Origin of the sequence: Croceitalea sp. P059, from assembly GCF_031846365.1 — a bacterium.
Taxonomy (GTDB): domain Bacteria; phylum Bacteroidota; class Bacteroidia; order Flavobacteriales; family Flavobacteriaceae; genus Croceitalea; species Croceitalea vernalis.
The window spans coordinates 1,098,836-1,120,428 of the sequence record NZ_JAVRHW010000001.1; the positions used below are offsets into that span (position 1 = coordinate 1,098,836).

Genomic DNA, 21,593 nt, shown 5'->3' on the forward strand with positions numbered 1-21,593 from the left:
CCATTACCATGACCATTCCCATTAAACTATTATCACCACCGAATAAAAAATTAATATAGATGTACAAGTAGCTTATAATAATACTTAGAATAATGAAAAAAAGAATGCGCATAAAATAAAAATCAGAAATTAAGATCTTAATCTTGAATTTGAGGTCGAGCTAAAGCCAAAGAAAATCCATAAAGCCTACAAATAACTGCGTGAATCCACATTCTCATGTCCTTTTTCGGAAAATACGCGATAACTAAAACCAGGATGAATACAATAACCACCGGTTTCTCCATTTTTATTTATGGCAATATAGCCTACCTGAATGTTCTCATAATCTGGGTCATTTTTTATAATCCGATTTACTGCTTCTTCGCAGGCTTCTTGAGGACTTCGTCCTTGCCGCATTAATTCAACTACTAAAAAACTACCAACCGTTTTTACGATTTCTTCACCCTGCCCCGTGGCTGTTGCCCCACCAATATCATTATCAACAAATAATCCTGAACCTATAATTGGAGAATCACCAACACGCCCGGCCATTTTATAAGCCATCCCGCTAGTGGTACAAGCCCCAGAAATATCTCCTTCTGCATCAATCGCTAACATACCAATAGTGTCATGGTTTTCAATATTAATAACGGGAGCGTATTTTGATTCCTTTTTCCATTCTAACCATTCTGTTTTTGATTTTTCGGTTAAAAGTTTTTCTTTCGGGAAGCCTTGCTCATAAGCAAACTGTTCCGCCCCTTTTCCGGCTAGCATAACATGAGGGGTTTCTTCCATCACTTTTCTGGCTACTGATATTGCGTGGGTGATATTTTGCATATAAACCACAGCACCACAATTTCCTTTTGAATCCATAATACAAGCATCTAAGGTTACATTGCCATCTCGGTCAGGACGACCACCTTTGCCGACAGATTGATTGCTCACATCTGCTTCTTCCATTTGAACACCAATCTCGACAGCATCTAGGCTATTGCCACCTTTTTTTAAAACATTCCATGCTTCAGCGGTTGAATTAGGAACGTTCCAAGTTGCAATCACTATGGGCTTTATGGAAGAGGTAACGGCTACTATGGTGTCTTTTTTTTCTTCTGTTTTACACGATGTGAGAATTGGAGTAGATAGTATTCCTGCAGTAGTAAGGCTTGAGTTTTTTAAGAATTTACGTCGTTTCATGGTTTTTTGCTTTACAGTGAATATCTCGTATTAGTCTATATCTTTGAATATTGCTTTTGTACGGGAATGACATTAAATATAATGATATGCTAGTTGAAGTTTGTTGTAATTCTTTAGAATCTGCCATTAATGCTCAGAGTGCTGGAGCAGATCGCATTGAACTTTGTTCAGAGTTAGGTGTTGGAGGCATAACGCCTTCTTCGGGATTAATTCAACAGGTTCAAAAACATATTAACATTCCAATTCATGTGCTTTTGAGGCCTCGCAGTGGTCATTTTACATACACCGATACCGAATTCGAGGTTATGCATAAAGATATTGAAGTCTGCATAGAACTAGGTGTAGATGGCATCGTGTCGGGTGCACTAAATTCAGATAACACTATTGCAATTGAAAAGACTAAGATTTTAATTTCGAAATCAAAACCTTTACACTTTACATTTCATCGTGCTTTTGATTGGATTGATGACCAAAAGAAGGCTTTGTTGCAATTAGAAGAATTAGGTATTGATACGGTATTAACTTCTGGAAAACTAGGGGCGGCTGAAGACGCAATTAACCAGCTCAAAGAGTTAAAGCGCTTGTCATCTAGAATAACGATTATGCCAGGTGGTGGAGTAAACGCAGCTAATATTAGCGCATTTAAAAAAGCGGAATTTAAAGCAATTCATTTTTCGGGCACATCATTTGTAAATCAGGTGGATACTTCTACAAAAATTACAATGAACTCTAAAAAACATTTTGCCGAGAATGAAGTAGCAGTAACAAATGAAAAAATTGTACATCAAATAGTGCAATTAATTAAATAAAACAAAAGCAAAGTACTAGAGTTTATAATCAAATATCTTCGTAAAAAATAGTCTATGGCTCGATTTCTTACTATTCTCTCAATTCTTTATATCGTCTTGGCGTTCTATGGTTTTCAAGGTTTTAAAACGATATTCAAAAGTTCTTGGATGCAAGTTCTTTATGCAGTGCTCTTCTTTTTTGCATTGATAAATTTAGTTGTTAGAGCTATAAATTATGTACCAGGTGATGGTCTTAGAGGTTCAATTTCTATAGCTGGAGGAATATTTTTCTCTTTCTTTTTATTAGCTCTCTTTTTAGGTTTTTTTTTATTGATAGAAGATATCATAAGATTACTTACTTTAGGTTACAACAAGATAGTTGGACCGTCGGAAGGCAACACTAGTTATTTTCCGTCTAGACGGAAATTTGTTAGTGTTATTGGTCTAGGTATTGCCGCATTGCCATTCGGTGCTTTGTTATATGGTATGTACAAAGGAAAGTATAATTATAAGGTACTGAAATATGAATTGGAGTTTGAGGATCTTCCAGCAGCTTTTAATGGATACCAAATCACACAAATTTCTGATGTACATAGCGGTAGTTTTGATAATCATGAAAAAGTATCTTATGGTATTGATTTAATTAATAAACAAAAAAGTGATGTCATTTTATTTACAGGAGATTTGGTAAATGATAAGGCTACGGAAATGGAGCCTTGGAAAGATTCTTTTGCTAAACTGGAAGCTAAAGACGGTGTATTCTCTGTTTTAGGAAATCATGATTATGGCGATTATACTCAATGGGAAAGTATAGAGGCCAAAGCGCAAAATTTAGTTGATTTAAAAAAGCTTCAGAAAGATATTGGATTCGATTTAATTCTTGATTCTCATCGTTATTTAGAGAGAAATGGTGAAAGAATTGCTTTGGTAGGAGTCGAAAATTGGGGTAGAGGAGGTTTTAAAAAAGCTGGAGACTTGAATAAAGCTAAGGAAGGAATAGCAAAAGATGATTTTAAAATATTAATGAGCCATGACCCTTCACATTGGGAAGACGTTGTCATTAATGATGAATATCATTTTCATTTAACTTTAAGTGGTCATACCCACGGGATGCAATTTGGGGTTGAAATACCTGGTTGGATAAAATGGAGTCCAGTAAAATGGCGTTACAAGTATTGGGCAGGTTTATATCAAGAGTTAGGGCAGTATATTAATGTTAACAGAGGTTTTGGTTTTATAGGATATCCTGGTCGTGTAGGAATTTGGCCTGAAATTTCTGTAATCACCTTAAAAAAGAAAGGTTTAACGTGAATTTAACCCAAATCAATTGTGTAAAGGCTTTGCTGAATGTATTACTTTAACATTTTTTCTTACTTTTGAGTAGTAAAATAACCTATTTGCAATGTCGAAATTTGGCGAGTTAATTGACTTAAACATTCCTGTGCTGTTAGACTTCTATGCCGACTGGAACGAACAATCTACTTCAATGCATGCTGTTCTCAGAGATGTAGCTGCTGCTCTTGGTGATAAGGGTAAAGTGATTAAGATTGATGTTGATAAAAACAAAGAACTCTCACAAGCATTGCGTATCAAAGGTTTGCCAACCCTAATGATTTATAAAAAAGGTGAAATGGTTTGGCGTCAAAGTGGTGAGCAAGATGCGAACACCTTGATCGGTATTTTAAACGAATATCTTTAGACTTAGATGATAAGTTTTAGTCATTTTAGTCCAAGTTAGCTTTCTATAGATTTTACTAGAATTGCATCTAGTTGTCAATCATTACTCCATCTTCAACAACAGGAATAGTATCGAATACGGTACTATCTAATTGCATGGTGTCTTCTATTTCAGGATTGCCATAATTTGGATCACTAAGGTATTCTTGATCCTCTTCTCCAATGAACTGAGAAAACTTGTCTATATATTCATTAAATATCAAAGTTTCTTTTTCAGCAAGCTCCCTATCTTGATTTCGAATTAAAATATCAATATTTCTTCTATAAGCTTCCATATCGGCAAGTATAGTCTCGATTTGCTCATACTGTTGGTCTCTTGAAACCCCAGCGTAATACTCCAAACGTTCTTGGTATACCTTTTTAAGTTTATTAAAAAGCTCATGTGCTTTTTGTTGCTCACCAACTTTGTAATAACCATCAACAAAGGGCTCAACAAAAGTGTAGAAACCATAATGTTCAAAAGGAATATGAGTCATTGCAGTTTCAATGATATCCTTTGCTTTATCAATCTTTTCTTCTTCAATAAGTTGTTCCATCAAACGGGCTAAATTACTTCTGTAAGAAAGGCCTTGCGAACGCGTTTGAGTGTCATGATAAATATCTGAACTAGATGAGTTGCCCCATTCCCATTTTTTAACAATATCATACATGAGTTCGGTATCAATACGGCCCATCTCAAACGGACTAGCATTTTTGGTTTTTATAGGGACCAACTTATACACTAAACCATCTAATTGTAGATAATCTTTCATCCAAATGTATTCCGCTTTATCAAAGCTACCACCTGAGAAATAAATAGGACGTTTCCAATCATTATTAGCGATAACATCTAACATCAAAATCCGGTTTTTAGGTAAGGCACTCTCAGGCAAATCTATATCGATATAATCTAATATTAAATCAGCATCTTCAGGTTTTACCACACCACTTTCTAAGACATTTTGCTTATTAACAGGAATACGAATTTTGTTAGTTGGGTAATATACAATCTCTTGAGTGCTTTTAGGATAGGCACTAATATCGCGACCTTGTTTTTCAAATAAATGTTTGAATTTAGTTTGTGGTTTATCACTACCAATCCAATTCATGAAATCTTTGATATTCCATCTACTTTCAGTTATACCCTGATAATACACCGCATCTCTTGAACCGTAACGGTATTTATCATGTGTTAATTGCGAAGGTATTGGGTCACTATCATACGCTTTTCGTTTCATTTGATCAATATACCAGTCTGTTGCGAAAAGACTGGTGTTGACCACACGCACGTCTGTACGGTGTTCCTCAATATCTTGAGCGTACCATAACGGGAAAGTGTCATTATCACCAATCGTAAAAAGAATAGAACCAGCATCTTCTTTACAAGAATCTAAATATGCTTTAGCGGTCGATTTTGCAGTATAACGCCCTGAACGATCATGATCATCCCAATTTTGAAAGGCCATTAAAAATGGAACCGCTAATAAGCAAACGATAGTTATAACCGGTGCCGCTAATTTAGGTTTGAGTAACTTTTTTACTTCTTCAAATAAACCATATACACCTAGGCCAATCCAAATAGTGAAAATGTAAAACGATCCTACTAATGAGTAATCGCGCTCACGTGGCTGAAATATATAAGGATTAGTGTAAAATTGAATCGCAATACCCGTGAACATGAAAAACACAAAAAGTACCCAAAACTGTTTGGGGTTCTTGGAGATTTGAAACAAAATTCCGATGATACCCAGTATCAGAGGTAAAAAGAAATAGGTATTTCTTGCCTTATTGTTTAATACATCACTTGGTAAGTTGTCTTGACTACCCAAAAAGACTTTGTCAACTGTTTTTATTCCGCTTAGCCAATGGCCATTTTCGTCATACCTACCTTGCATATCATTTTGTCTTCCGACAAAATTCCACATGAAGTAACGCATATACATATACCCAAACTGAAATTCGAATAAGTACTTTATATTCTGCCCAAGGCTTGGCGGTTCAATATTGATATAATCGCTAAAACTTCTTAAAAACTCAATATACTGCTCTGTATCAATTTCTCCCGCTGCGTCCAACTGTTTGAATTGATTTACAGCTTCCCTTAAATCATTGTTAGAGATATACTCCGCTTTTATTTTGAAGTCTAAACGACCGAAATAGCGCATATAATTTTCAGCATGTTGTTCGCTCCAAAGCCTTGGTAAAAAACCAACATGTTTTTTATTTGGCCCCTGCATCGCATCTTCATAGTTGTTTACTATAATATATTTACCGAGCTCCTCGTCTTTTTCATATTTAGGTTTATCATCGATATCATCACCCGGGCCGGCAAACGTATTAGAGAAATAAGCCCCATAAAAAGGACTTTCTACTCCAGGGTATTGTTCACGATTGTAATAGGCTAATAATGAACGAGCATCTTCTGGATTGTTTTCGTTTACTACAGTTTGTGAATTAGCTCGAATAGGTAACATGAGCCAAGATGAAAAACCAAGTATTAAAAACATAAAACATAATACGATTGTATTGGCATTGTAGTATTGATTCTTGCGAGTATATCTTAAGGCAAAGTAAAAGACTGCAATAAATACAAACCCCATGATTAGCGTTCCAGAATTAAACGGTAATCCTAATTGATTGATAAAAAATACTTCACTCCATCCAAAAACTTGTAAAACATAGGTCAGTGAAAATTTATAAACTATCATTAAAACCCCAACGACCAAAGCATTGGCAATTAAAAAGTTTTTGACGGTAGTACTCTTGTATTTTTTGAAATAGTATAATAGACCTATTGAAGGTATTGCCAAAAACCCCATGAATTGAATACCAAAGGTTAAGCCAACCACAAAACATATTAGAATCAGCCATTTATTACCTCTGGGGCTTTCTAAATTATCAGTCCACTTGAGTCCCATCCAAAGTAACAAAGCCATGATTAGGCTTGCCATTGCATACACTTCTGTCTCAACAGCATTAAACCAAAAACTATCTGAAAAAGTAAAAGCCAAAGCACCAACTAAGCCCGAACCAAAAATTGCTATCGCTTTGCTATTGGTTAATGCTAGTCCGTTGGTAATTAATTTTCTTGTCAAATTGGTAATTGTCCAAAAAAGAAAGAGTATTGTGAATGCGCTAGAAACTACTGAAACGGAATTTACCATTCTTGCAATTTGGGTATTATCCAAAGCGAACATTGAGAAAAATGCCCCAATCATTTGTAATAATGGGGCCCCAGGTGGGTGACCTACTTGTAGTTTGGCAGAAGTGGTAATGTATTCTCCAGCATCCCAAAAACTACCTGTGGGTTCAACGGTAATTAAATAAATAATTAGTGCAATAGAAAAAGATGACCAACCCAAAATGGTATCCCATTTTTCAAAGTTTTTTGCAAACATGTAATACGTACTTTACCGATTGGGGCGAAATTACCAAATAAAAAAGAGTTCTATAGGTAATTTTTAAAAACCTTTAACACGAATTAAGCGTACGTTTTTCTCTTAATTGTCATTAAATTTGTTTGCTGAAACAAAAGTTTGTTTTAAATTTGCACCCTCTTAATATCAAACAGTAGTTTGATTGTAGTTGGCACTGGCCCATGGTGTAATTGGCAACACTCCGGTTTTTGGTACCGTCATTCAAGGTTCGAGTCCTTGTGGGCCAACAAGTTTAAGTAAAATCCGATACCATACAAGGTGTCGGATTTTTTTTGAGTATGTTTTTGAAAGTTTGTTTTATTTAAAAGTAAAAAGCAAGCATGATAGGTGTTGAAAAACAAGATGCTATTAATGACTTTGAACAGTAATTATTTTGTTTAACCATGAATTTTGCAAACAAGAGAATTATCGTATATTTGCACCACTGAACGGATATTTGGTATTCATGAGGGGACTTTTAGTCCCCTCTTTTATTACTTAGATTTATGTTTAAGCAAAAAGTAACCGATCTTTTAAATGAAGCGTTAGACAAACGAAAAGATCTTTTTTTGATTGATTTCATGGTTGATTCTGGTAATAAAATCAGAGTTATTTTAGATGGTGACGATGGAATTAACTTAAAAGATTGTATGGAGGTTAGTCGAGCGATTGAACATAATTTAGATCGAGAGGAAGAAGATTTTTCTTTAGAGGTAACTTCTGCAGGTGCGACATCACCTTTGACTTTACCAAGACAGTATTCAAAGAATATTGGAAGAACGCTGGAGGTAAAAACTGAAACTGAAAAGCTTGAAGGAAATCTTACGGCTGCAGGAGATGAAGAGATTACGCTTGAATGGAAAACGAGAGAACCAAAACCAATAGGTAAAGGAAAGCATACGGTTCGGAAAAAACAGAACATTGCATTTTCTGATATAAAAGAGGCAAAAGTTGTATTAAAATTTTAAATGTAGACCACAATGGAAAACATGGCGCTTATTGAATCCTTTTCGGAATTTAAGGATGATAAGTTTATAGACAGAGTAACCTTAATGGCGATTTTAGAAGACGTATTTAGAAATGCGTTGAAGAAAAAATTCGGTTCTGACGAGAATTTCGATATCATTATTAACCCTGATAAGGGTGATTTAGAAATTTGGAGAAACAGAATCGTTGTTGAAGATGGAGAAGTAGAAGAGCCAAATGAAGAAATTTCTTTAACAGAAGCTAGAAAAATTGAACCTGATTTTGAAGTTGGTGAAGATGTTTCGGAAGAAGTGAAGCTAATGGATTTAGGAAGACGCGCAATTTTGGCATTACGTCAAAATTTGATTTCAAAAATCCATGAACATGATAATACCACCATATACAAGCAATTTAAAGACTTAGAAGGTGAGATTTACACTGCAGAGGTGCATCACATTCGTCACAAAGCAATTATTTTGTTAGATGATGAAGGTAATGAAATCATTATGCCTAAAGAGAAGCAGATTCCATCTGATTTCTTTAGAAAAGGAGATAACGTCCGTGGTATTATTGAAAGTGTTGACTTAAAAGGAAATAAACCTTCAATTATAATGTCAAGAACGGCACCTAAGTTTTTAGAGCAGTTGTTCTTTCAAGAAATTCCTGAGGTTTTTGATGGTTTAATTACCATTAAAAAAGCTGTTCGTATTCCAGGTGAAAAAGCTAAAGTTGCTGTTGATTCTTACGATGACCGTATAGATCCAGTTGGCGCTTGTGTAGGTATGAAAGGGTCTCGTATTCATGGTATTGTTCGTGAATTGGGTAACGAAAATATTGATGTTATCAATTGGACAGGTAATCCACAATTGATGGTGACGAGAGCTTTAAGTCCGGCTCGTGTATCTTCAGTTAAATTGAATGATGAAAAAATGACGGCACAGGTTTATTTAAAACCTGAAGAGGTGTCTAAAGCTATTGGTCGTGGAGGTCATAATATTAGATTGGCAGGTCAATTAACTGGTTATGAGATTGATGTATTCCGTGAAGGAGTTGAGGAAGATGTAGAATTAACTGAGTTCTCAGATGAAATTGATGCTTGGATCATCGAAGAGTTTAAAAAGATTGGTTTAGATACAGCTCGTAGTGTTTTAGAACAAGATGTTGCTGATTTAATAAAACGTACAGATTTAGAAGAAGAAACTGTTAAAGAAGTGGTTCGTATCCTCAAAGAAGAATTTGAAGATTAAACTATATATTAGCACATAAAATTAAAGGGATAGCAAAGTTTTTATGGCAGGAAACCCAACAATAAGATTAAATAAAGTTCTAAGAGAATTGAATATCTCTCTTGATAGAGCTGTAGACCACCTTGTGTCTCAAGGGCACGATATTGAGGCGAGGCCTACAACTAAAATCACTGATGAGGTATATCAAGTGCTGTTGGATGAATTTCAGACAGATAAAAGCAAGAAAGTTGCCTCTAAAGAAGTTGCTGAAGAAAAGCTAAAGGAGAAGGAAGAACTTAGACTTCAATTGGAGCGTGAACAAGAAGAGCGTAGATTGGCTCGTGAACGAAGACAAGCCGCTTCAGAAGTTATTAAGGGCAAGGTTGAACTTACCGGACCAAAAACGGTAGGTAAGATTGATTTAGATAAGAAGAAGCCTGTTGCTAAAGTTGAAGAAGTAAAAGAAGAAGTTCAAAAACCAGTAGAAGAGGTTAAAGTAGAGGTTCAGAAAATAGAAGAGCCCAAGGTTGAGCCCGTCAAAGAGGTGGTAGCTAAAGAAGAAGCTCCCGTAGAAAAAGAAGAGGCTAAAAAAGAAGAGACTAAGGCAGAAGAGGTGAAACCTAAAGTTGAGACTGTCGAAGAAACTACCGCTGAACCAGGTGCTATTGAGACCAAATATCAAAAGCTTTCTGGTCCAAAAATTACAGGTGATAAAATTGATTTAACCAAATTCAATAAGCCTAAAAAGAAGAAGGAGGAACCTAAAAAAGCTGATGCTTCTGCAGATCGTAAAAAACGAAGAAGAAGAATTGTTAGCGGTCCTAAACCAGGAGGTGGAAATAGACCAAGAGGTACTGGTCCGGCTGCAGGTAATAGGCGAGGTGGTAACCCAAGATCAAATGCACCTAAGGTAGAGCCTACCGAAGAGGAGGTACAAAAACAAGTACGAGAAACTCTTGAAAAACTTCAAGGTAAGAGTAACAAGGGTAAAGGTGCTAAATATCGAAGAGATAAAAGAGATCAACACCGTCAACAAACGGAAAAAGATCTTGAACAACAAGAGCTTGAAAGCAAATTATTAAAAGTAACAGAATTTGTTACGGCTAATGAGATGGCTACGATGATGAGTGTTTCCACAACTGATATTATTTCAGCTTGTATGTCTTTAGGTATGATGGTAACGATGAACCAACGTTTAGATGCCGAAACCTTAACTATTGTTGCGGAAGAATTTGGTTATGAAGTTGAGTTTGTAACTGCTGAAATTGAAGAATCAATTGAGATAGATGAGGATAGTCCTGAAGATTTAAAAGCTAGAGCACCTATTGTAACAGTAATGGGTCATGTTGATCACGGTAAAACTTCATTGTTAGATTATATTCGAGAGGAGAACGTAATAGCCGGAGAAAGCGGTGGAATTACACAGCATATTGGTGCCTATGGAGTGACACTTGAAAGTGGTCAAAAAATGACATTTTTAGATACTCCTGGTCACGAAGCTTTTACAGCGATGAGGGCTAGAGGGGCGCAAGTAACTGATATTGCTATTATAGTAATTGCTGCGGATGATGATATTATGCCGCAAACTAAAGAGGCAATAAGCCATGCTCAAGCAGCAGGTGTGCCAATTGTTTTTGCAATTAATAAAATAGATAGACCTACTGCAAATCCTGATAAGATTAAAGAAGGTCTTGCACAAATGAATTTGTTGGTTGAAGATTGGGGTGGTAAAATACAATCTCATGATATATCGGCTAAAACAGGTGATGGTGTAAAAGACCTATTAGAAAAAGTTTTGCTTGAAGCAGAACTGTTAGAGTTAAAAGCAAATCCTGATAAACTGGCAAACGGAACAGTAGTCGAAGCTTTTCTTGATAAAGGTCGAGGGTATGTTAGTACGATATTAGTGCAAGCCGGTACGCTTAAAATTGGAGACTATGTTTTAGCGGGTACCTGCAGTGGCAAAATTAAGGCCATGCAAGATGAACGGGGTAAAAATATTAAAAAGGCTGGTCCAGCTACGCCAATATCAATTCTTGGATTGGATGGAGCTCCACAAGCTGGTGATAAGTTTAATGTTCTTGATGATGAGAGAGAAGCTAAGCAGATTGCAGCAAAACGTTCTCAATTACAACGTGAGCAATCTGTTAGAACGCAAAGACATATTACACTTGATGAAATCGGAAGACGTATTGCTCTAGGTGATTTCCAAGAATTAAATATTATACTTAAAGGTGATGTTGATGGTTCCGTTGAGGCTTTAACAGATTCTTTCCAAAAGCTATCTACTGATGAGATTCAGGTAAACATTATTCATAAAGGCGTTGGCGCCATTACAGAATCTGATGTGTTGTTAGCAAGTGCTTCTGATGCAATTATTATTGGTTTTAATGTAAGACCAATGGGTAATGCCCGTGATATTGCTGATAAAGAAGAAATTGATATCAGAATGTATTCTATCATTTATGATGCTATCAATGATTTGAAGGATGCCATGGAAGGTATGCTTTCACCTGAAATGAAAGAAGAAATTACAGGTACTGCTGAAATACGTGAAACCTTTAAGATTTCTAAAATTGGAACCATTGCGGGTTGTATGGTTCAGAATGGTAAAATCTTTAGAAACTCTAACATTCGATTAATTCGTGATGGTGTAGTCATATTCACTGGTGAGTTATCATCTTTAAAACGTTTCAAAGATGATGTAAAAGAAGTTTCAAAAGGTTATGATTGTGGACTTCAGGTTAAGAACTACAATGATATTAAAATTGATGATGTTGTAGAGGCATTCCAAGAAGTAGCAGTAAAAAAGAAGCTATAAAATAATTATATTTTAAAAACAAAGAAACCCGCTATTGCGGGTTTCTTTGTTTTTGGTAACAATTTGTAAATTATTTTGCGCTATTCTCTGGTTTAAGTAACATTGCATTTGGATATTTTTTTCTTACCTCGATAAACTTTCTTTCAGCCTCTAATTTATCTCTGAATTTGCCTAAGCGCACTCTATAAGTTGGTTCTTGAAATTTTATGGTAGAATACCAGGTTGGGAAATCAATTTGAACTTGATCTAAAAGTCGTTGAGCTGACTGGTCATTGGTTTTAAAACCTACTTGAATTTGATAGTAATCAACTTTAGAATTGACGGTTTTATAAACCTTTACTAGTTGATCAATTTTAGGGTCTTGTTGAATGTTTATAGTGCCCTCTTGCGCTCCTGCTATTTGAAAACAAAACAAGGCTGCGATAATGAATACAGGGGTTCTCATAAGTGTCAATGTACTGTGTTTGTGTGAACTATGCAAAAGTAATTTTTTAAGTATTAAACAAAACTAAAATGTATTATTTAGAATTGTTATAAATTAGATATTATCAATCCCTTAACATTTTAAAAAAGCCTGCTGTGTCGTATTTTTGTCCTCAATTTCTAGCATGATATAAGAGGCTCATGTAGTCCAAAACAGAAAATATCGTGCCAAAATTCTGATAGCAAATGCGTTACCATGTTAATGCGCCAGAAATTTAAGATTTGGATAATCATTAATTCGTTTGGCAAATTACATTTGACCGCTTTAAGAAATAACAAGTAACAAATGAAAAAGGTTTTTAGCCGCGTTCAATTTTCAAAAGTATTTGGTCTTAGTTTACTTTTACTCCTAACGTTTTTATCAACATCTGTTATTGCACAAGACGAAGCTGAGCCTGCTGCTGATTTAGGTGGTGACCCAGTTGCAGGAAAACAGTTATTTAATCAAAACTGTGCTGCCTGTCATGCTTTGAATAGAAAAATGACTGGTCCTGCATTGGCAAATGTAGAACAACGTCTTTATGATGATGAAGGTTTAGAAAAAGAATGGTTGTATGCTTGGATTAAGAATAGCCCTGGCATGATTAAATCTGGTGATGCTTATGCTAATAAAATTTACGCTGAGTACAACCAAGCAGCAATGACAGCGTTTCCAACACTTTCTAATGCTGATATTGATAATATTTTAGCCTACACGGCAGCACCAGCGCCAGCTCCTGTTGTTGTGCCTCCAACTGATGGTGGTGGAAATTCTGGTAATGGAGATTCAAATGGAATCTCTAATGAAATTATTTTAGGGGCCCTTGCTTTAGTTTTTGGTTTACTTGTTGTCATGCTTATCTTGGTAAATAATACATTGAGAAGAATAGCCGAGGCCAATGGTGTTGAAGTTGTAAAGGTAAATGCTGAAAAAAGAACTCCAATTTGGAAAGCCTTTATTCAAAATCAATTTTTGGTTTTATGCGCTGTAGTGGTTCTTTTATTGAGTAGTGCATACTTCGCTTACAGCTGGATGTCTCAAATAGGTATTGACCAAGGGTATGCGCCAGTGCAACCTATTCACTATTCTCATAAAATACATGCTGGTGACAATAAAATAGAGTGTAAGTATTGTCACTCATCTGCAAGAGTTTCAAAACATTCAGGTATTCCTTCTCTAAATGTTTGTATGAATTGTCACAAATCTATTTACGATTACAAGGGTAATCCTGAAGGGCCAACTGCTGATGATTTAGCTAATGGGTATACCAATGAGTTTTATACAAAAGAAATCAAGAAACTGTATAAGGCTGTAGGTTGGGATGAAGAAAATCAAAAATACACAGGAGAGTCACAACCTGTTGAATGGGTTAGAATTCACAATTTACCTGATTTCGCGTATTTCAATCACTCACAACATGTTGAAGTAGGTAAAATTGAATGTCAGACCTGTCATGGACCGGTGGAAGAAATGGAGATTATGTATCAGTATTCACCGTTAACCATGGGTTGGTGTATTAACTGTCACAGAGAAACTGAGGTTCAGGTTTCAGATAATGGATATTATGAAAAAATTCATAATGAGCTTTCAAAGAAGTATGGTGTTGATAAGTTGACTGCGGCTCAAATGGGTGGATTGGAATGTGGTAAATGCCACTATTAATAAAAAAGAAGATATTTCACAATAAAAGTATGGCATCAAACAAAAAATATTGGAAAAGTGAAGCGGAGTTAAATCCGAACGATTCCATTGTTGAGACGCTAAGGCAGAATGAATTTACAGAGTCTATTCCTGTAGATGAGTTCTTGGGCGATAAAGAAAATTTGTCTGCTTCTTCTACTAATAGAAGAGATTTCTTAAAGTATGTGGGCTTTAGTACTGCAGCTGCATCTTTGGCAGCCTGTGAAGGTCCGGTCAAAAAGTCTATTCCTTACGTAATACAGCCAGAAAGTATTATACCTGGTGTTGCCAATTACTATGCAACGACTATTGCAGATGGTTTTGATTTTGCTAGTATTTTAGTAAAAACCCGTGAAGGACGACCTATCAAGATTGAGAACAATGATAGGGCAAAGGTAAATGGTGGTGCTAATGCTAGAGTTAACGCATCGGTTTTGTCTTTATATGATAGCACGAGACTTCAGGGTCCAACTTTTGAAGGTAATCCTATTTCTTGGGAGGATTTTGATAATAGAGTTAAAGGTGGATTAAAAGCAGCTAGTAATTCGGGTAAGCAAATTGCTTTATTAACCCAGACATATGCTAGTCCATCTACAAAAAAATTAATTGAAGCATTTTCTGAAACATACACAAATGTAAATCATGTGGTTTACGATGCTATTTCTGAAGATGCTGCATTGAACGCCTTTGAAGCGGCCTATGGTGAAAGAGCTTTGGCTGATTACGATTTTGAAAAATCAGATTTAATAGTATCGTTTGCTGCAGATTTTCTTGCCGATTGGCAAGGTGGTGGTTACGATTCTGGTTATGCTAAAGGAAGAGTGCCCGAGCATGGTAAAATGGCTAGGCATATTCAGTTTGAGGCTAATATGTCATTAACCGGAGCAAATGCCGATACAAGAGTACCCATGAAGCCATCTCAGTTAAAAGTTGCTTTGGCAAAATTATATGGTAAACTAAATGGCAGTGCTGTTGGTGGAGGTAGTTCAGAAGTTGACGCTTATGTTGATGGCGTTGCTAAAGAAATTAGAAAGGCTGGAAGTAAAGCTGTTGTTGTATGTGGTCTAAATGACCAAAACGCTCAGGCGGTTGTTTTGGCAATCAATACTTTGCTGCAGAGCGAAGCTTTTGATGCTGAAAAACCAAAATATATTAGACAAGGAAATGCTTCAAAGGTAGCTAAGTTAGTTGCTGATATGAATGCTGGTAAAGTAGGTGCTGTGTTGATTGATGGTGTTAACCCTGTTTATACCTTACCTAATTCAACTGAATTTGTGGAAGGTTTAGCTAAGGTAGGTCTTACGGTAAATTGTTCCTTCAATAATGATGAAACAGCAGAAGAATCAAAATATGTTGCTGCATCTTCTCACTATTTAGAATCATGGAATGATCTTGAGTTGAAAAAAGGTCATTTTAGTTTGATGCAACCAACCATACGTGAATTGTTTGATACAAGACAATTTCAATCCTGTTTACTATCATGGATGGGAAGTGATCAAAGTTATTACGAATTCGTAAAAGAGAATTGGTCTGCATCTGTTTTAAACGGTAGTAGCTGGGGTAAAGCATTGCAAGATGGTGTTTTTGCAGCACCAGCAATGGTAGTAAATGATGAAACTAGCGATGTTGAAACAGAAAATGAAGAAGACGAAGAACAAAATAGGGTGCCATTGGCGTCGGCTTTACGTTCTTTATCGAATTCGACAACTACAGGAATGGAGTTAACGTTATACTCCAAAGTAGGTATGGGCGATGGTCAGCAGGCAAGTAATCCTTGGTTGCAGGAATTCCCTGATCCAATTACTCGAGTATCATGGGATAACTATGTTACCGTCTCTAAAGAAGACGCGCAAGAACTTGAGTTGGTAAATGAAAATGTTGCTAATGGAGGTCTTGATGGAAGTTACGCGAATTTGACTGTTGATGGAATTTCGCTAAATAATGTTCCAGTAATCATTCAGCCTGGTCAAGCAAAAGGCACACTAGGTTTGTCTTTTGGATATGGTAAAAAAGCTGGAATGAAAGAAGAAATGCAAACAGGTGTTAATGCATTTCAATTATATAAAAATTTCAATAACGTTCAATCAGTTTCTGTTTCGAAAGCTGATGGTATGCATGAATTTGCTTGTGTGCAATTACATAATACTTTAATGGGACGTGGAGATATTATTAAAGAAACCACTCTTGAGATTTTTAATACTAAAAATCATCATGAATGGAATCCTATTCCTGAGGTTTCTTTAAATCATCAAGAAGTTCCCGTTACAGCACCGGAAGTTGATTTATGGCAAGAATTTGACCGTTCAATTGGTCATCATTTTAATATGTCAATTGATTTGAATGCATGTACCGGTTGTGGTGCTTGTGTTATTGCTTGTCATTCAGAGAACAACGTTCCTGTTGTAGGTAAAGAAGAGGTTCGTAAGTCACGTGACATGCACTGGTTGAGAATTGATAGATATTATTCTTCTGAAGAAACTTTTGAAAGTGATAATGAGAAAAAAGAGAACATGGATGGCCTTTGGGGTGATAATGGATCTCTAGGTGGTTTTGGTGAAATGGAGAGTCCTTCGGCTAACCCACAAGTTGCATTTCAACCTGTAATGTGTCAGCACTGTAATCACGCTCCGTGTGAAACAGTTTGTCCAGTGGCAGCTACAGCGCATAGCCGTCAAGGTCAAAACCATATGGCTTATAACCGTTGTGTAGGTACAAGATATTGTGCGAACAACTGTCCTTATAAGGTAAGAAGGTTCAACTGGTTCTTATATAATGGTAACGACGAGTTTGACTATAATATGAACAATGATTTGGGTAGAATGGTATTAAACCCAGATGTTAATGTTCGTTCAAGAGGTGTAATGGAAAAATGTTCAATGTGTATTCAAATGACACAAAAGACCATTTTAGATGCTAAGCGAGATGGCCGTCCTATTACAGATGGTGAATTCCAAACAGCTTGTTCATCTGCTTGTAGCAATGGAGCAATAATTTTTGGAGATATCAATGATGAAGAAAGTAAAGTAGCTGAGTTAAAAGAAGATGATAGAATGTATCACTTATTAGAGCATGTTGGCACAAAGCCAAATGTGTTCTATCATGTAAAGGTGAGAAACAACAACGAAGCATAACCAACTAATAAGCAAGAAACTAGAATATAGATTATGGCGCATTACGAAGCACCTATACGAAAACCCCTAGTACTTGGAGACAAAGGCTACCACGATGTTTCTGTGGATATTGCCCGCCCAGTAGAAGGAAAAGCCAATAAACATTGGTGGATTGTTTTTTCCATAGCATTAATTGCATTTCTTTGGGGTCTAGGTTGTATTATTTATACGGTCTCAACTGGTATCGGAGTTTGGGGATTGAATAAAACAGTTAACTGGGCTTGGGATATCACCAATTTTGTTTGGTGGGTAGGTATTGGTCACGCGGGTACTTTGATTTCTGCGGTACTTTTATTATTCCGTCAAAAATGGAGAATGGCAATTAACCGTTCTGCTGAGGCAATGACCATTTTTTCTGTAATTCAGGCTGGTCTTTTCCCAATAATTCATATGGGTAGACCTTGGTTAGCTTATTGGGTTTTGCCAATTCCTAATCAATTTGGTTCGCTTTGGGTAAACTTCAATTCTCCTCTTCTTTGGGATGTATTTGCAATTTCAACTTACTTATCAGTTTCATTAGTGTTCTGGTGGACAGGTTTATTACCTGATTTTGCAATGATTCGAGATAGAGCTGTAAAGCCATTTCAGAAAAAGATATATAGTTTACTAAGTTTCGGTTGGACAGGTCGTGCTAAAGACTGGCAACGATTTGAAGAGGTTTCACTAGTATTAGCTGGTCTGGCTACACCATTAGTACTTTCAGTTCATACGATTGTATCTTTTGACTTTGCTACCTCGGTAATACCAGGATGGCATACCACTATTTTTCCACCATACTTTGTTGCTGGAGCGATTTTCTCAGGATTTGCAATGGTAAATACGCTGTTGATTATAATGAGAAAAGTATGTAGTCTTGAAGATTATATCACTGTGCAGCATATTGAGTTAATGAACATTGTAATTATGATTACAGGCTCTATAGTTGGTTGTGCCTATATAACGGAACTCTTTGTCGCTTGGTACTCCGGTGTGGAATATGAGCAATATGCATTTTTAAATAGAGCAACTGGACCCTATTGGTGGGCATACTGGTCGATGATGACTTGTAATGTGTTCTCTCCACAGTTTATGTGGTCAAAAAAATTACGTACAAGTATCATGTTCTCATTCTTTATTTCAATTGTAGTGAACATAGGAATGTGGTTTGAACGTTTTGTAATTATAGTTACCTCTTTACATAGAGATTACTTACCATCATCATGGACAATGTTCTCACCAACTTTTGTTGATATTGGTATTTTCATTGGTACAATTGGGTTTTTCTTTGTGCTTTTTTTACTATACTCCAGAACTTTTCCAGTGATTGCTCAAGCAGAAGTAAAGTCTATACTCAAAGCATCAGGTTCTAAGTACAAGAAGTTAAGAGATGCTGGCAAACCCTTATATGAAATGCCTAAAGGTGCTGTAAAAGCAGCAACTGCTCAAAAAAGTGGTAACAAAGATGAAAAGGTTTCAGCTTTAATGGAAAAGCTTGGTTCTTTTAATGCGGATACTGACACTGCTGATGAATTACAACAAATAAAAGGAGTCGGACCTCAAATGGAGCAAGTTTTAAATCAAATTGGAATTTTCACTTTTGCTCAAGTAAGTAAAATGACTGCTCAAGAATATAATTTATTAGATTCTATAACTGAGAAATTTCCAGGTAGAGCACAGCGTGATGATTGGGCTGGTCAAGCGAAAAAATTAAACAAGAAAAACTAATTATGGCATCAAAAGTTATACATGCGGTTTACAACGACGATGACATATTGATGAATGCTGTCAAAAAAGTTCGTTCTGAGCATCACCATATCGAAGAGGTGTATACGCCTTTCCCGGTACACGGTCTTGATAAGGCAATGGGTCTTGAGGATACGAGAATAGCAATTACATCTTTTATGTACGGCTGTTTAGGCTTAACGGTGGCCATTGTAATGATGAATTTTATCATGATTGAAGATTGGCCACAAGATATTGGTGGTAAGCCAAGCTTTAGTTATTTAGAGAACATGCCTGCATTTGTTCCTATTATGTTTGAGTTAACTGTATTTTTTGCTGCTCACTTAATGGTAATAACATTTTATTTAAGAAGTAGAATGTGGCCATTTAAGAATGCTGAAAATCCAGATAAAAGAACTACGGATGATATGTTTTTAATGGAAATTGGCATTCATGATAATGAGGAAGAATTAAAGAGTTTGTTGATTGATACAGGTGCAATCGAAGTAAAAGTTACAGAAAAGGATGAATAGCATGAAGCAATTCGCGAAAATAGTTCTTGGTCTTGTTTTGTTAATAGGAGTAGCCTCTTGTTCTAACAAAAACGAACCTAATTACCAATATATGCCGAACATGTACGAACCAGTTGGGTATGAAACCTATCAAGGTGTTGATAATGGCTTGTTTCCTCAAGGAACAGAAGCTATGTTGCCAGCCGAAGGTTCTATTTCAAGAGAATGGATGCCTTATGAATATGACAATAGCCCTGAAGGTAAAGAAATGGCGCGTATACAACCGAGCCCTTTAGATTCTTTAAGCATGGAAGTAAACCTTGCAAAAGGTAAAGAATTGTATGATGTGTATTGTGCAATTTGTCACGGACCAAAAGGCAAAGGACAAGGTACTTTGGTTAAACGAGAAAAAATTCTTGGCGTTCCAAGCTATGACGACGCCGCTAGAAATATATCAGTAGGTAGTACCTATCATACTATGTATTACGGATTAAACTCCATGGGTTCATATGCTTCTCAAATGAGCAGTGAAGAAGAGCTTTGGCAAGTTGCGGAGTACGTTATGAAATTAAAAGCAGACCTAACAAAATAAGAAGACATTAAGTATGTACACGTTTTCAAATAGACTTAAAATAACATCTTACATCTTGATGGCTGTCGGATTCATCTTTCTTGCATCTGGTTTCTGGAGTGCTCCGAGCACTGTTGAGGAGGCCAAGGCAATAGTGGCAGCTTCACATGGTGATGATCACGGAGGTGACCATGCTGTTGATGCGGCTCATGGTGAAGAACATGCAACAGTAGCTGAAAGTCATGCCAATGACCATAACGAAACTGCTGAAAGTGGTCATTCGTCAAGTCATGATGAGCATTTGTTACATCAACTTCAAAACAGACCTTGGTCTGCACTTTATGTGGCAGCATTCTTTTTCTTTATGATATCTCTCGGGGTTCTTGCTTTTTATGCAATTCAAAGAGCTGCTCAAGCTGGATGGTCTCCTTTGCTCTTTAGAGTTATGGAAGGGATAACATCATACATAGTACCTGGTGGTATTATTGTCTTTGTTATTTTGGTGTTATCTACCTTACACTTTAATCATTTGTTCACATGGATGGATGCTGATGTAGTGGCTCATGATAAATTATTACAAGGAAAGCAAGGCTATTTAGACCCAACATTTTTCTTAATAAGAGCGGCAATTTTCTTAGGTGGATGGATTTTTTACCGTCAGTATTCAAGAAAGTTGTCATTAGCTCAAGACAAATCTGATGACAATTCTAATTTTAAAAAGAATTTCAGATGGTCTGCTGGGTTTTTAGTTTTTTATCTGATTTCAGAATCTATGATGTCTTGGGATTGGATAATGAGTTTAGACCCTCATTGGTTTAGTACATTATTTGGTTGGTATGTATTTGCTAGTATGTTTGTTTCGGGTATTACCGTAATTGCTTTGGTTACTATATACTTAAAATCAAAAGGTTTATTACCAGAGGTAAATGATAGTCACATTCATGATTTAGCTAAATTCATGTTTGGTATTAGTATTTTCTGGACTTATTTATGGTTTAGTCAGTTCATGTTGATTTGGTATGCTAATATTCCTGAAGAAGTAACTTATTTCGTTACACGTATTGAGGATTATAAACTTCCATTCTTTGGTATGTTAGCATTGAACTTTTTATTCCCTTTATTGGTTTTAATGAATAGTGATTATAAAAGAGTCAATTGGTTTGTTGTAATGGCGGGCTTAGTTATATTGTTTGGTCATTACATGGATGTATTTAACATGGTAATGCCAGCAACTGTCGGTGATCAGTGGTATTTAGGAGTACCTGAGATAGGTGGTATTTTGTTTTTTGCGGGACTCTTTATCTTTTGGGTCTTCACAGCATTGACTAAAGAGGAATTAACTCCGAAACGTAATCCGTTTATAGAGGAGAGTAAGCATTTCCATTACTAA

15 protein-coding genes and 1 tRNA gene are annotated in these 21,593 nt (G+C 36.1%); 13 read left to right on the plus strand and 3 right to left on the minus strand.

The features are described 5' to 3' along the window. Positions 1-186 precede the first annotated feature (186 nt). Positions 187-1,173 (minus strand): N(4)-(beta-N-acetylglucosaminyl)-L-asparaginase, encoded by a 987-nt coding sequence (locus tag RM542_RS05005; RefSeq protein WP_311384616.1) that lies wholly within the window; start codon positions 1,171-1,173, stop codon positions 187-189. An 86-nt stretch (positions 1,174-1,259) separates the two neighbouring features. Here RM542_RS05005 and RM542_RS05010 point away from each other — a divergent pair, with 86 nt between their 5' ends. From RM542_RS05010 to RM542_RS05020, 3 genes are all read left to right on the plus strand, one after another. Beyond that, on the plus strand, positions 1,260-1,982 hold the full coding sequence (locus tag RM542_RS05010) for a copper homeostasis protein CutC (protein WP_311384617.1): 723 nt from the start codon (positions 1,260-1,262) through the stop codon (positions 1,980-1,982). A 54-nt stretch (positions 1,983-2,036) separates the two neighbouring features. After that, entirely contained in the window at positions 2,037-3,272 is a 1,236-nt protein-coding gene (locus RM542_RS05015) for a metallophosphoesterase (RefSeq protein WP_311384618.1), read from the plus strand. A gap of 91 nt (positions 3,273-3,363) precedes the next feature. Next, positions 3,364-3,660, plus strand: coding sequence for a thioredoxin family protein (locus RM542_RS05020; RefSeq protein WP_311384619.1), 297 nt, complete (start codon positions 3,364-3,366; stop codon positions 3,658-3,660). A 67-nt stretch (positions 3,661-3,727) separates the two neighbouring features. On the opposite strand, the gene RM542_RS05025 is transcribed toward RM542_RS05020, so the two are convergent. Further along, on the minus strand, positions 3,728-7,075 hold the full coding sequence (locus tag RM542_RS05025; protein ID WP_311384620.1) for a DUF2723 domain-containing protein: 3,348 nt from the start codon (positions 7,073-7,075) through the stop codon (positions 3,728-3,730). A gap of 194 nt (positions 7,076-7,269) precedes the next feature. Between RM542_RS05025 and RM542_RS05030 the strand changes: the two genes are divergently transcribed. The 4 genes from RM542_RS05030 to infB all read left to right on the plus strand — a co-directional run bounded on the left by RM542_RS05030 (position 7,270) and on the right by infB (position 12,106). After that, positions 7,270-7,341 (plus strand) — tRNA-Gln (locus RM542_RS05030). 258 nt (positions 7,342-7,599) lie between these two features. Then, the gene (rimP, locus tag RM542_RS05035; RefSeq protein WP_311384621.1) at positions 7,600-8,061 is read left to right on the plus strand and encodes a ribosome assembly cofactor RimP; all 462 of its coding nucleotides are present in this window, start codon (positions 7,600-7,602) and stop codon (positions 8,059-8,061) included. Positions 8,062-8,073: 12 nt separating this feature from the next. Beyond that, entirely contained in the window at positions 8,074-9,306 is a 1,233-nt protein-coding gene (gene nusA, locus RM542_RS05040; RefSeq protein ID WP_311384622.1) for a transcription termination factor NusA, read from the plus strand. 43 nt (positions 9,307-9,349) lie between these two features. Further along, positions 9,350-12,106, plus strand: a complete 2,757-nt coding sequence (infB, locus tag RM542_RS05045) for a translation initiation factor IF-2 (RefSeq protein ID WP_311384623.1) — start codon at positions 9,350-9,352, stop codon at positions 12,104-12,106. A gap of 70 nt (positions 12,107-12,176) precedes the next feature. Here the strand turns inward: infB and RM542_RS05050 are convergent, their stop codons facing one another. Then, entirely contained in the window at positions 12,177-12,551 is a 375-nt protein-coding gene (locus RM542_RS05050; protein ID WP_311384624.1) for an SPOR domain-containing protein, read from the minus strand. A 324-nt stretch (positions 12,552-12,875) separates the two neighbouring features. Between RM542_RS05050 and RM542_RS05055 the strand changes: the two genes are divergently transcribed. From RM542_RS05055 to RM542_RS05080, 6 genes are read left to right on the plus strand one after another with little or no spacing between them, the layout of a single operon-like run. Continuing rightward, on the plus strand, positions 12,876-14,231 hold the full coding sequence (locus tag RM542_RS05055; RefSeq protein WP_311384625.1) for a c-type cytochrome: 1,356 nt from the start codon (positions 12,876-12,878) through the stop codon (positions 14,229-14,231). Between the two features lie 29 nt (positions 14,232-14,260). Further along, a complete protein-coding gene (locus RM542_RS05060; RefSeq protein ID WP_311384626.1) occupies positions 14,261-17,380 on the plus strand; it encodes a TAT-variant-translocated molybdopterin oxidoreductase in 3,120 nt (1,039 codons plus the stop codon). Between the two features lie 30 nt (positions 17,381-17,410). Then, positions 17,411-19,123, plus strand: a complete 1,713-nt coding sequence (gene nrfD, locus RM542_RS05065) for an NrfD/PsrC family molybdoenzyme membrane anchor subunit (protein ID WP_311384896.1) — start codon at positions 17,411-17,413, stop codon at positions 19,121-19,123. A gap of 2 nt (positions 19,124-19,125) precedes the next feature. Beyond that, on the plus strand, positions 19,126-19,653 hold the full coding sequence (locus RM542_RS05070) for a DUF3341 domain-containing protein (protein WP_311384627.1): 528 nt from the start codon (positions 19,126-19,128) through the stop codon (positions 19,651-19,653). 1 nt (position 19,654) lies between these two features. Further along, the gene (locus RM542_RS05075) at positions 19,655-20,224 is read left to right on the plus strand and encodes a cytochrome c (RefSeq protein WP_311384628.1); all 570 of its coding nucleotides are present in this window, start codon (positions 19,655-19,657) and stop codon (positions 20,222-20,224) included. A 13-nt stretch (positions 20,225-20,237) separates the two neighbouring features. Beyond that, positions 20,238-21,593 (plus strand): quinol:cytochrome C oxidoreductase, encoded by a 1,356-nt coding sequence (locus tag RM542_RS05080; protein ID WP_311384629.1) that lies wholly within the window; start codon positions 20,238-20,240, stop codon positions 21,591-21,593.